The following is a 12,754-nucleotide window of genomic DNA, read 5'->3' on the forward strand; positions in this document are numbered from 1 at the left end:
TAAATTCGGAACCTGGCTATGGCAAACATCGTCTGTGTGGTGCAAGTTGTAAAAAAGGAGCGTTACTCAGCTCCCCAATAAGGAACAAGGAGAACCGGTTATGAACGTAAAAAAGAATCTGTTACTCGCATCGGTTGCGTCTGCAGGCATCGCTTTGGCTGGGACGGCATCTGCACAGGATATGTATAAGAGCGGTGTGGGTGGCCTTTATGCCGGGTTGAACTATACGTTTATGGATCTGGATTATGACGGCGTTTCAAGCGCTGACGTTGGAACGCTGTCCGGCAAAGTTGGTGTAATGGCCAACCAATTCCTGGGCATTGAAGCCCGCGCCGGTTTCGGTGTGGATGATGATCGGGTGTTTGGCCAAAAGGTTAAACTTGATAACTTCTTTGGCGGGTATGCCACCATTAACATGGCGAACCAGAGCCCGGTAACGCCTTACGCAGTTGTTGGTTTCACTCGAATCGAGGCAGAGTTTGGCACTGCATCTGACGATGAATCGGACTTCTCATACGGCGCCGGCGTTAACTTCAAGTTCGCCCCGAATCTGTCGGGGAACCTCGAGTACATGCGCTACTACGATGACAGCGACCTGACGGTCGACGGCATTGGTCTTGGTGTTCAGATGAACTTCTGATTCCAGAACAAAGACCTGAAACGGACCCCGCTGGCGCTAGAAGCGCGGGTGGGGGCCGTGGCTTTGATAGAGTGGTAAATTGGACCAAAACCAGTAATCCAGAATAATGTTTAAGTCGTAATATCACCATCTCCTTGAGAGGTGAGAAAACGATGAAAAAATCCCCCCTGCAAATCGCCACATTGGTTGGCGCTCTTTCCTGTTTTGGATCAGTAAATGCGGCTGAGTCGAGAACCGCTCTCGTTCCACTTCCTTCCATCGACGATTTTACAAATGGCGATGGTTGGGGAATTGGGCTTGGGTTGGGCGTTGAGTATGAGACTGCCTACGAGGGGTCCGACGAATTTGAATTTGAGGTCGACCCAGCGGGCGGTGTTCAGTACCGGACCGGCGATCACCTGTTTTTCTGGGCAGGTGAAGCAATTGGCTGGAGGACACTGGTAAATGATACCTGGTTGTTTCAATCATCCATCGGCTACGAAGAAGGCCGTGAAGAAAGTGACTCAGACGATGGCAGACTGGACGGTTTAGGCGATTCACGTTCCGGAGTCACAGTGCTGTTGGAAGTGCGCCATGCGCTCACGGAAGACTGGCGTTACTTTCTGGATGGCCGGGTATTAACAGGTGAGGTCGGTACACTGGGAATTTTCGGGGCAGGAACCTGCCTGGCCTGCAAGCCCGACGGTACTGGCTGGGAAGTGGGTGCGGTGGTTACGTTCCACGATGGCAAGCTTGCCAATCGTGACTTTGGTGTGACCACACAACAGTCCATAGATTCAGGCCTTCCGGCAACCGATGTTGATAGCGGGTACAGATCAACAGGGTTCAATGTTAGCTACCGTAATTACTTGCACAAGAACTGGCAGATCTTCGGTGAGGCTCTTTACGAAGCTTTTGGGAGTGAGGTTTCAGATAGCCCAATCACTCGAAACAATTACGAGGCGGAGATTGGTGTTGGCTTCATTTATGTTTTCTAGTTTTGGATGAGGGTGACGTAAACGATTGTGTGTCTCCAATAAAAGCGTGATGGGGGTTCATACTGTATTTAACTTATGCGCGGTGTTGTTGTTCATCGAACAAGCCAGCCTCCAATAAATGCAGCTGACACAATGGCCTACCCGGTCGGCGCCTTTATCTGGTACGCAAGTTACTGCATATTCCGGCCCATCGTGACCGCCCATTCCGTTTGAACGTGACCGCCTGTTCCGGGTGATCGTGACCGCTCATTCCGTTTTATCGTGACCGATTTCGGGTGTTTTTCCGGAATCGCCGGTCACGATGCCGGAATCACCGGTCACGTTCCTCCGGAATCACTGCCAACACGCTGGAATTCTTCAACTTTATCCGGCATACCCGTTTCTTTTTCATCACGAGGAAGGGCGGATGCCGGCAGCGAGGATTTCCATGCGACAGATCATCGAGGTCTTGCGCCTCAAGTACGAAGCGGGCCTGAGCCATGAGCGCATTGCCCGTGCCTGCGGACTCTCCAAAGGCGTGGTCGGCAAGTACGTCAGCCTGGCCACCGCGCAGGGCATCACCTGGCCGTTGCCGGAGGGCACGGATGAAGTACGGTTAGAGGCCCAGCTGTTCCCGGCCAAGACACCCCCATCTCGATTTGCTGAACCCGACTACTTCCAGGTCCACCAGGAACTCAAGACCAAGGGCGTGACCCTGCAACTGCTGTGGGCCGAGTACGTGGAACGTCATGGCGACAAAGCCCGCCGGTACAGCCAATTCTGCCATCATTACCGGCTCTGGCGAGGCCGGCAGCGGCGCAGCATGCGCCAGGTCCACCGGGCCGGTGAGAAGATCTTTATCGACTACTGCGGTCCCACCGTGCCGGTGGTGGACCGCAGCACCGGCGAGATGCGCAAGGCCCAAGTCTTTGTGGCCGTGCTGGGCGCGTCCAGTTATACCTTCGCCGAGGCCACCTGGAGCCAGAGCCTGCCGGACTGGATCGCCTCTCACCAGCGGATGCTGGCGTTCTACGGCGGGGTAGCTGAGCTGTTGGTGCCCGACAATCTGAAGGCAGCGGTCACCAAAGCGGACCGATACACCCCGAAGATCAACGAGACCTACGCAGAACTGGCGACCCATTACCAGACGACGGTATTACCGGCACGCCCCTACAAGCCTAAGGACAAGGCAAAGGCCGAAGCCGCTGTGCTGCTAGTTGAACGCTGGATCCTGGCCCGGTTGCGGCACCGAACGTTCTTCTCACTGGCCGAACTGAACTCGGCGATTGCAGACCTGCTACCGGCACTGAACCAGCGCCCGTTCCAAGGGCGCTCCGAGAGCCGCCAGAGCCTGTTCGAAACACTGGATCGACCCGCGCTGAAGCCACTGCCGGCAACGCCCTACGTCTACGCCGAGTGGCGCAAGGCGCGGCCAGGCATCGACTACCACATCGAGATCGACAAACGGCTGTACAGCGTGCCTCACGCTCTGGTGGGTGTGAAGCTGGATGTTCGGGTTACCGATACGTCCGTAGAGGTCATGCACAAAGGCCAGCGGGTGGCTCTGCACCCTCGGCATGGCAAGGGCCGCTTCGTCACCTTGACCGAGCACATGCCCAAGTCCCATCAGGCCCATCAGAACTGGTCGCCGGGGCGGTTCCTTAACTGGGCCACTGACATCGGTCCCGCCACGCTGGACGTGGTGCAGCGACAGCTCAAGGATCGCCCTCATCCAGAGCATGGTTACCGGTCATGCCTGGGTCTACTGAACCTGAGTCGACGTTACAGCCGTGACCGGTTGGAGCAGGCCTGTAGTCGAGCACTGGCTATCAACTCGGCCAGCTACCAGAGCATCAGCTCGATCCTGAAACAGGGGCTGGATCAGCTCCCGTTACCCCTGGCCGAGGAAGAACCGGAACTGGCCGATCTGCCTGTTCACACCAACGTTCGCGGTCCCCACTACTACCACTGATCCCGGAGAAACTGATGCTGACTCAAAACACCCTCGATACCTTGCGACAGCTCAAGCTGACCGGCATGTGCGATGCCCTGGAACAGCAGCGGGCACAGCCCGACACCCACGACCTGGCGTTCGAGGAACGCCTGGCCTTGCTGATCGACCGGGAGGTGCTACATCGTGAAAATCGCCGTCTGGATCGGCTGCTGAAGGCGGCCCGGTTGCGGGTCCCTGCCTGCGTGGAAGACGTCGATTACCGCCATCCACGGGGGCTGGAGCGCTCCCGTATGGCGGGGCTGGCCAGCTGTGACTGGATCCGCCAATCCCTGAACCTGTGCATCACCGGCCCGACCGGTTGCGGCAAGACCTGGCTGGCCTGCGCCCTGGGCAACCAGGCCTGCCGGCAGGGGCTCTCGGTTCGCTACTTGCGCGTGCCGCGGCTGTTCGAGCAGGTGCGCATCGCCCACGGCGATGGCAGCTACGCACGGCTGATGAACCAGTTGCTGAAAACCGACCTGCTGATCCTGGACGACTGGGGGATGCAGAAGGTCACGGCGCAACAGCGTCAGGATCTGATGGAGGTGATCGAAGACCGGCACGGGCGAGGCTCAACGCTCATCGCCAGCCAGTTACCAACCGAACACTGGCATGACTACATCGGCTCCGCCACGCTGGCTGACGCCATCCTGGACCGGCTCCTGCACGGTGCTCACCGACTCAATCTGAAGGGGGAATCACTGCGAAAAGCCAAAGCACAAAATACGGAATCAGTTGACCCATCGTGACCGCTCAGAGTACAAAACTGACTCCAGCGTGAGGGCCGTGTGCAAATCGGTCACGATCCCCGGAATGACCGGTCACGTTCGCCGGAATACGCAAGTTACTTCATACAACGTGAAATTCGTGCTTTTCATGAACTTATTCGCCCGCCTGAGCGCTGTTTGCTGTTGTCTGCTTTCAAACAAGAAACGAACATTCGTAGTTCCTCAAATCCGTAGCTTTTCTGCACTCGCTGATGGTTGGTGAAAAATTCGTCAGCATGGTATACAATCTGTTTAGTGATTTGGCTCGTTATTCGAGTATTTTTAGAGAGTTAAGTTGATGACCATTAGCGAAAAAATTGCGGAGTATGTAAAGAGACAGCCTTACGGGGGCGTTTTTACGCATAAGCAGCTAGTGAAGCGCTTCGGAGGCCATGGTCCCCTCATTTCTCAGAGCTTGAAGAAATTGAAGGAGGCGGAGCTTATTGCACCCCTCGAACGAGGCCTGTGGCAACGGCCCAAGCCGACCCGATTCGGGCCTGCCTTTGCTACTCCGGAGAAGATTGTTTCTGTTCTCGCAAAGGAACGGAAAGCTTTTGTCGTGCCTTCAGGCGCCAAGGCCCTAAATGAATTCGGGGCATCGACCCAAATGCCAATGAAGCCTGTATTTATCTCGACGAAACGTATCCAGCCGATCAAGCTGGGAAAGGCCCAGATAGAGTTCAAATACAGCCAGGCCTTTGAACACGCGGTGAAACATCTGAGTGGACTGTCAAAGGATGAAAAGGAAACGGCCGCACGCTTGTGGGTAGCACTTGAGTATGCCGGCAAGGAGCATGCAGAGCGGGAGGGAAATGTGTTCAAGAAGGTTTATCTCTCGCTGTCAGAGAAGGGTCAAAAAAAACTGATCTCAGCGCTCGAGGGCAAGCTGAAGTGGGCGCAACCGATTCTGGAGTAAGCCAATGGATAAACCGTACCTGTTTACACTGGCCGAGGCCGAGAAGAAGGACCTGTTCGCGGCGGGTGCATCGAGAACGGGATTGCCCAGCTATGTATTGGAGAAAGACTATTATGTGACCCTGGTCTTGAAGCTTTTGTTCGAGAAACTTAAGCCAAAACATACCGGCAAGAGTTCCACCCCGTTCATGTTCAAAGGTGGTACTACGCTCAGCAAGGTCTTTCACTGCATCGATCGCATGTCTGAAGACATCGACCTTTCGCTTGATATGAAATTCCTTGGGCACCCCGAGCCTGAGGGTGGGGAAAAGAACACTCCTCGAAAAAAGAGAGTCGAGAAGCTGAATTCGGCCGCTGCCGATACCGTATCCAACGTTTTGGCTCCCTTCCTAGTTGATGAACTGAGGCAAATCCACTCTGAGTTCACTGTTAAAGTGGCGCCGAACGGTCTGGACATCGAGATTTTCTACCCTCAGCTTTGCCAGGCGCCAGTTGGCGGATACATAAGGCCGAGGGTGCTGCTTGAATGTGGTGGGAAAGCCGGGCTGGAGCCGTCAGATACCCACACGGTAATTCCAATGGTGCTGGAAGGTCTGAGAGTTCAGCACGATGACAGTTGCATCGTCGATGTGTTGGGATGTGATCGCACGTTCTTTGAAAAACTCACCGCCCTTCATGAAATCAATCACCGGGGAGTGGCAGGTCTGGGTGAACGTCAGTCGCGGCATATCTATGACGTTATCGCGATTCACGAGCAAAACCCCGGCTTCATTGATAACCAGGAATTGCTAGCCAAGGTCGTGGACCACAAACAGAAATACTTCAAACGAGCGGCGGCAAAATGGAATGAAGCGGTGCCGGGCTCCATCAAGATTGTACCCGAAGGAGAGATCGCCGAAGCGCTGGAAGCGGATTGGGAGAAAATGGGTGTTATGTTTCCCGGTGATCTCCCATGGTCATTTGCTGACATGATGCAGAAGCTCAAGGAAATTAGCGATCAAATAAATGGGCCGAAGACTCTGGGAGAAGATATCGAATCGAAATCGACCTAGGGCGCTGACTGCAGTAGTATGATGAATTCGGGCACCTCTGGGTTGGTAAGATCGCCTTTTTAAACGAAGTGTCTTGCTGCCTTTTATTTTGGCCTTCTGAAGCGGCTCGTCCGCTTGCGGGCGCCGGTGACGTTTATTCTCATCGTGATCAGTTGTTCGCTGGCCGAGTAGAGCTTACTCGCATCGCTCATGGACATCTTGTTACGTACAATCTGAATAGCTCTCCCTCTGTCAGCCTGGTTGTCCTGTAGGCGGTTTCGCCTGAATTTAATCAATCAGGGGCGGCATGGGAGCATTCATGCCACGCTATTCCGATTGCAGCGCCATGGCTTTCCTCCTGAGACTGATTCGAGTCGGGCAGGGCAGCCGCAAAGCGGTCTGCCAGGGTTTCCGGGCGAGATACGTTATGGAGCAATCCCGACGGGAATACCTGCAAGACGAGGTTCTTGTCGCGGGCTTCCCGGGCATGCTCGACGGTAACTCTCATTTGGTTCGTCATCCCACGACTTTCCTGAAGTGCCTCTTCGTAAGCGGGGTCGTTTGCTTGGTGCCGTTCAAGCAGCTCCAGATGCGCTGCCATGTTCGTGTAGTTGCGCTTCAGCCCCTCCAGTTCGCCCGGGCGGCCCGTTATCAGGAGATTGCCACAACCGCCGCCCTGAATGAACACCGCACCTGGTTTAACATAATATACATTATGCGCAGTTGTGCATGAGTTGGAATCGCATAAAGAATACCCCGCTGCTGTCCGGCGCTATGCGAGCGATTCTGCAAAAAAATCCAACAGCATGCGCACCTTCGGCGACAGATGACGGTTATGAGGATACACCGCCCAGATACCGTCATCGTCTTCCTGATAATGGGTCAGCACCGGAACCAACAGCCTGGAATCCAGAGCGTTCTGAACGTAGTAATCCGGTAGTTGAACAATACCAATGCCCTTGAGGGCGGCATCAAGCAGTGCCCTGCCACTGTCGCAGCGGATGTTTCCCGTTACCCGCACGTTGCGCGGCTGGCCCGCTTCCTGGAAGCGCCAGTAATCCAGGTTTCCCAGCAAGCAGTTGTGGTTCGCCAGTTCGGACAACGAGTGGGGCGTGCCTTGCGTGGCGAGATAATCCGGCGAGGCACACACGTATAGGGTTCGCGATGCCAGGCGTCGGGCCATCAGGGTCGAATCCTCCAGCTTACCCATGCGAACAGCCAGATCGTATCCTTCAGCCACCAGGTCCAGCGTCTGGTTGGTAAGCTTCATGTCCACGTCGAGTTCGGGGTATCGCAAAACAAAGTCGTTAACCAACGGAGCAATGGATTTCTCTCCATAGGTCACCGGCGCAGTCAGCCTCAGCCTGCCTCGCGGGACCAGCTGCATGTTGGTAATAGAGCGCTCGGCCTGCTCCAGGGCGTCGAGTACCTGCCGGCAGTGCTGGTAAAAGATCTGTCCGGCCTCGGTTACCGACACCCGGCGTGTGGTGCGGTAGAACAACCGGGTCGATAGGCGGGCCTCCAGGGCACTGACCTGGCGGCTGACCTGTGCCGTCGACACATCCAGTCGCTTCGCGGCACGCGTGAAACTCTCGGTTTCGGCAACCGCCACAAACTCGTTTATCCCTTCCCAGCGATACATGGTTTTCCCCGTTTGCTTTGCACCACTCGATTATTGCACACACGTAAAGGTAATTTTATAAAAACAGCGATTATCAATCAAATAGCCATAAATACAATATAGACTTCGTTTGGGCGTCCCGCCCTTCCTGAATAATCAATGGAGAACGTTATGGCTGAGATAATCAAATCAAAAGCAGCAATTGCCTGGGGCCCGGGTCAGCCACTGTCGGTTGAAGAGGTGGACGTGATGCCCCCGAAAGCAGGGGAAGTACGGGTAAAGGTGATCGCAACCGGTGTATGCCACACCGATGCGTTTACCCTCTCGGGTGAGGATCCCGAGGGCAACTTTCCAGCAATCCTTGGCCATGAGGGGGGCGGCATTGTAGAGGCGATTGGTGAAGGCGTTACCAGTGTTGCCGTCGGCGATCATGTGATTCCGTTGTATACCCCCGAATGTGGCGAGTGCAAATTCTGCCTGTCCGGCAAAACCAACCTGTGCGGGAAAATCCGCGAAACCCAGGGCAAGGGGCTGATGCCCGACGGCACCAGCCGCTTCTACAAGGACGGACAGCCAATCTATCACTACATGGGTTGCTCGACCTTCTCCGAGTACACCGTTCTGCCGGAGATTTCGCTGGCGAAGGTCAACAAAGAAGCCCCCCTGGAAGAGGTGTGCCTGCTCGGCTGCGGCGTAACCACCGGCATGGGCGCGGTCATGAATACCGCCAAGGTGGAAGAAGGCGCTACGGTGGCCATTTTCGGTCTCGGCGGTATCGGCCTGTCTGCGATTATTGGTGCGACCATGGCCAAGGCGAGTCGAATCATCGCCATCGATATCAATGACAGCAAGTTCGACCTGGCACGACAGCTTGGTGCAACCGACTGCATCAATCCCAAAGACTATGACAAGCCGATTCAGGAAGTGATCGTTGAACTGACTGACGGTGGCGTGGACTATTCCTTCGAATGCATCGGGAACGTCGATGTCATGCGGTCCGCACTGGAGTGCTGCCACAAGGGCTGGGGCGAGTCGGTCATTATTGGCGTTGCCGGGGCAGGCCAGGAGATTTCCACCCGCCCGTTCCAGCTCGTTACCGGTCGCGTCTGGAAAGGCTCTGCCTTCGGTGGCGTCAAAGGCCGTTCCGAGCTGCCCGGTATTGTCGAGCGTTACCTGCAGGGTGAATTTAAGCTCAATGATTTCATCACCCACACCATGGGGCTTGATGACATCAACGAGGCCTTCGAGCTGATGCATGAGGGCAAGAGCATCCGCAGCGTTATTCATTTCGACAAGTAATTGCGACGGCCACCTGCCCCGCAGGTGGCCGACCGATGGAGGTCCCGATGACAATCGAAAACCTGAGCAGCAACAAGAGCTTCGGCGGCTGGCACAAGCAGTACAGTCACCGTTCTGAAACTCTGGGTTGCACAATGCGTTTTGCGATTTATCTTCCGCCAGGAGTAGCCAACGGGGAAAAAGTACCGGTGCTCTATTGGCTGTCTGGCCTGACCTGTACCGATGAAAACTTCATGCAGAAAGCCGGAGCCCATCGTGTGGCCGCGGAATTGGGCATGGCCATCGTGGCACCGGACACCAGCCCCCGCGGCGATGACGTTGCCGACGATGAAAGCTACGATCTTGGCCAGGGCGCTGGCTTCTACGTGAACGCTACCGAAAGCCCATGGCATCCCAACTACCGCATGTACGACTATGTGCTGAATGAGCTGCCTGCACTGATCGAATCTGTTTTCCCGGTAACGGATCAACGCTCGATTGCAGGTCATTCAATGGGTGGTCATGGTGCCCTCGTTCTGGCTCTGCGCAACCCTGAAAGATACCGGTCCGTATCGGCCTTCAGCCCGATCAGCAATCCGGTAAATTGCCCATGGGGCAGGAAAGCCTTCACAGCCTACCTGGGCAAAGACACCTCACGCTGGGCCGAATACGACGCTAGCCTACTGATGCGCGAGGCAAGGCAGTTCGTACCAGCCCTGGTCGACCAGGGCGATGCGGATAATTTCCTGACTGAGCAGCTTCAGCCAGAGGCGCTTGAGGCCGCGGCCAGCATCAGCAATTACCCACTGGAACTGAATGTACGGGAGGGCTACGACCACAGCTACTTCTTTATTGCGAGTTTTATCGAGGAGCATTTGCGATTTCATGGCGGGCATCTTGGGTGTCATGTCTGATCTGGCCCCGGATTGCAGGGGCCGTCAAGCAACTTGATCGTTTGCCGGGTTCTTTAAGAGTGACTCTTCTTAGGAATGCCCGCAGTAACGGGGTAGAACCCGTCAGGCAAAACCCTCCAGCACAATCTTGCCAACGGCGGTTCCTGATTCCAGTTCGGCGTGTGCGGCACGTAGATTCTCAGCGTTGATCGCTCCGAGGTGCTTCCCTGCAGTTGTGCGGATGAAGCCTTGATCTACAAGCCGTGAGACCTCATTCAACAAGTCGTGCTGAACCTGCATATCATCCGCCTGGTGCATTGAGCGGGCGAACATGAATTCAATGTGCAATGACAGACTCTTCGGCTTGATCTTCATTACGTCCAGACTTGCAGGATCGTCGATCATGGCAATCTTTCCAAACGGCTTAAGCACCGCCACATAATCGTCGAAGTATTGATCTGTGGCGTTAAGACTGGCCACATGGGTTACAGAACCAATTTTGCCGGCAGACACCAGTGTTTCGATCTGGGGCTGCAACGGTTCACGGTGATTCAGAACAAAATCCGCACCCAATGATTCAACCCAGGCCTTCGATTCCGGGCGAGATGCCGTAGCGAGTACTTTTGCGCCTGTCAGCTGTTTGATCAATTGAACGAGAATTGAACCCACGCCTCCTGCGGCGCCAATCACAAGTACCACATCGTCGCTTGGAGTGATGGACCCAGCCAACTGTCGCTCAAGTTGCAGGTGGTCAAACAGCATTTCCCATGCTGTTATCGTGGTCAGGGGCAACGCCGCAGCATCGGCGTCGGACAGGCTGGCAGGCTTCCGACCAACCAGACGCTCATCGACAACCTGGTATTCAGCGTTGCAGCCCTGACGGGTAACGTCACCGGCATAAAATACGGTGTCGCCTTCTTTGAAGAGTGAAGCGCCCTCGCCTACTGCCACTACCTCTCCAACGGCATCCCATCCAAGTACTTTGATCTGGCCTGGTTCGGGCTCTGCCTGCTGGCGTACCTTGAAGTCAACGGGGTTCACGGCGATGGCTTTGACTCTGACCAACAGGTCCCGGCCTTTTGCGACGGGACGTTCCATCTCAACATTTTGCAGCGCATCAGGGCTTTCGATAGGAAGAGATTCCCGATATCCAACAGCTTTCATTATCTGTCTCCGCAATGATTTTCGAGTAGCGCACAGTATGGTCGCCGTTTACATTCGGGTAAACGGGAAAAACACAGCGGGAACGCCGAGGAAGAAGCCGCCGGGCTTACCGGTGTGGTTCCGTATCTTCTACAGGACGAACTCGTGAAAGCGGAACCGATGAACAGCCTGTCGCATCAGTCAGGATGATGATTGATATATCTCGTCCGAATTAGTCCGCCCGGCCAACGGGCGGATATGCTACCAGCTCTTGTACACAAAATTTCCCGAGGATGCTATGAACACACTTTTTACTCCCCTGAAAATGGGCGCCAGTGAGTTGGCCAATCGGGTCTTCATGGCCCCCCTCACCCGCGTCCGTGCCGACGCTGATCACGTTCCCACGGATATGATGGTTGAGTATTACGCCCAGCGTGCCTCTGCCGGCCTGATCATCACTGAAGCGACCATGGCTATTGAAGGCAATTCGGCCTTCTGGCGCGAGCCCGGTATCTATTCCGAGGCGCAAGTTGAAGGCTGGAAGAAAGTCACTGATGCGGTACACGCCAAAGGTGGCAAGATTTTTCTGCAAATCTTTCACGGTGGCCGCGCCTGCCACCCGGTGTTAAACAACGGCAAGGATCCGGTAGCGCCCAGCGCCATTGCCATCACCAGCGATGAAGTGCACACACCGGAAGGTAAGAAGTCCTACACGGTTCCCCGCGCACTGGCCGACAGCGATATCCCAGCCATCATCGACGGTTTCCGCACCGCCGCCGAGAATGCCAAGCGCGCCGGCTTTGACGGTGTTGAGGTTCATGGCGCCAACGGCTATCTGCTGGACCAGTTCCTGCGTGATAGCTCCAACCATCGAGAAGGCCCCTACGGTGGCCCGATCGAAAATCGCGCCCGACTTCTGCTGGAGGTGATTGAAGCCGTATCCGGAGTGTTCGGTTCCGAGAACGTCGGTGTTCGACTGAGCCCCCTCAACAGCTTCCAGAGCATGAAGGACAGTGATCCGGTCGGTCTGGTTACCTGGCTCGCCAAGCGCCTGAACGACTACGGCCTGGCCTTTGTTCATTTGATGCGCAGCGACTTTTTCGGGGAACAGCAAGCGGACGTCATTACTCCGGTCCGCGAACACTTCAAGGGCAAGTTGATCCTCAACATGGGCTACACCGGTGAAGAAGCAGAACAAGCCATCGAATCCGGACTGGCCGACGCTGTCGCCTTTGGCGTGCCCTTCATTGCCAACCCGGACCTCCCGGAGCGCCTGAAGCTTGGCGCCGAGCTCAACGAAGCAGATCCGGCGACTTTTTACTCCCAGGGTGCGGAAGGATATATTGACTACCCTTACCTTGAAAGAGTTAGCTGAAGCATAATGTTGAGAGGGGGCTGTTAGCCCCCTTTTTCGTTGCGCAGAACACATGACCTTTGAAAGCGCGATCTCCTTTCTTGTTTCTTCCAGTCTGAGGCCGTAGTGAAGAAGCTGAACCGAAGTGCGGGATCCATCATGG

At 55.5% G+C, this 12,754-nt stretch carries 12 protein-coding genes; 9 read left to right on the top strand and 3 right to left on the bottom strand.

All coding sequences use genetic code 11. The annotated features are described in order from the left end of the window. The first annotated feature begins 100 nt into the window (after positions 1–100). The 6 genes from RVM24_RS05635 (at position 101) to RVM24_RS05660 (ending at position 6,323) form a co-directional block, all read left to right on the top strand. Positions 101–640 (top strand): porin family protein, encoded by a 540-nt coding sequence (locus RVM24_RS05635; protein WP_431475084.1) that lies wholly within the window; start codon positions 101–103, stop codon positions 638–640. Positions 641–792: 152 nt separating this feature from the next. Beyond that, positions 793–1,617, top strand: coding sequence for a MipA/OmpV family protein (locus RVM24_RS05640; RefSeq protein ID WP_286921508.1), 825 nt, complete (start codon positions 793–795; stop codon positions 1,615–1,617). A gap of 406 nt (positions 1,618–2,023) precedes the next feature. After that, the gene (gene istA / locus RVM24_RS05645; protein ID WP_431474019.1) at positions 2,024–3,568 is read left to right on the top strand and encodes an IS21 family transposase; all 1,545 of its coding nucleotides are present in this window, start codon (positions 2,024–2,026) and stop codon (positions 3,566–3,568) included. 14 nt (positions 3,569–3,582) lie between these two features. Next, a complete protein-coding gene (gene istB, locus RVM24_RS05650; protein WP_011783959.1) occupies positions 3,583–4,338 on the top strand; it encodes an IS21-like element helper ATPase IstB in 756 nt (251 codons plus the stop codon). Positions 4,339–4,654: 316 nt separating this feature from the next. Continuing rightward, on the top strand, positions 4,655–5,272 hold the full coding sequence (locus tag RVM24_RS05655; protein WP_273203386.1) for a DUF6088 family protein: 618 nt from the start codon (positions 4,655–4,657) through the stop codon (positions 5,270–5,272). Between the two features lie 4 nt (positions 5,273–5,276). Beyond that, positions 5,277–6,323, top strand: coding sequence for a nucleotidyl transferase AbiEii/AbiGii toxin family protein (locus RVM24_RS05660; RefSeq protein WP_431475085.1), 1,047 nt, complete (start codon positions 5,277–5,279; stop codon positions 6,321–6,323). A 271-nt stretch (positions 6,324–6,594) separates the two neighbouring features. Here RVM24_RS05660 and RVM24_RS05665 read toward each other — a convergent pair whose 3' ends face one another. Together RVM24_RS05665 and RVM24_RS05670 are read right to left on the bottom strand one after the other, a co-directional pair. Beyond that, positions 6,595–6,822, bottom strand: a complete 228-nt coding sequence (locus tag RVM24_RS05665; protein ID WP_431475086.1) for a hypothetical protein — start codon at positions 6,820–6,822, stop codon at positions 6,595–6,597. Between the two features lie 252 nt (positions 6,823–7,074). Continuing rightward, entirely contained in the window at positions 7,075–7,944 is an 870-nt protein-coding gene (locus tag RVM24_RS05670) for a LysR family transcriptional regulator (protein ID WP_374786607.1), read from the bottom strand. A gap of 159 nt (positions 7,945–8,103) precedes the next feature. Between RVM24_RS05670 and RVM24_RS05675 the strand changes: the two genes are divergently transcribed. Then, on the top strand, positions 8,104–9,222 hold the full coding sequence (locus tag RVM24_RS05675; RefSeq protein ID WP_374786630.1) for an S-(hydroxymethyl)glutathione dehydrogenase/class III alcohol dehydrogenase: 1,119 nt from the start codon (positions 8,104–8,106) through the stop codon (positions 9,220–9,222). Between the two features lie 47 nt (positions 9,223–9,269). Next, a complete protein-coding gene (gene fghA, locus RVM24_RS05680; RefSeq protein WP_374786606.1) occupies positions 9,270–10,115 on the top strand; it encodes an S-formylglutathione hydrolase in 846 nt (281 codons plus the stop codon). A 102-nt stretch (positions 10,116–10,217) separates the two neighbouring features. Here the strand turns inward: fghA and RVM24_RS05685 are convergent, their stop codons facing one another. Further along, positions 10,218–11,258: a zinc-binding alcohol dehydrogenase family protein gene (locus tag RVM24_RS05685; RefSeq protein WP_374786605.1), complete on the bottom strand. Its 1,041-nt coding sequence runs from the start codon at positions 11,256–11,258 to the stop codon at positions 10,218–10,220. 277 nt (positions 11,259–11,535) lie between these two features. Between RVM24_RS05685 and RVM24_RS05690 the strand changes: the two genes are divergently transcribed. Then, a complete protein-coding gene (locus RVM24_RS05690; protein ID WP_374786604.1) occupies positions 11,536–12,612 on the top strand; it encodes an alkene reductase in 1,077 nt (358 codons plus the stop codon). Positions 12,613–12,754: the final 142 nt, after the last annotated feature.

This window comes from Marinobacter sp. KM021, assembly GCF_050707965.1.
Lineage (GTDB): Bacteria > Pseudomonadota > Gammaproteobacteria > Pseudomonadales > Oleiphilaceae > Marinobacter > Marinobacter shengliensis.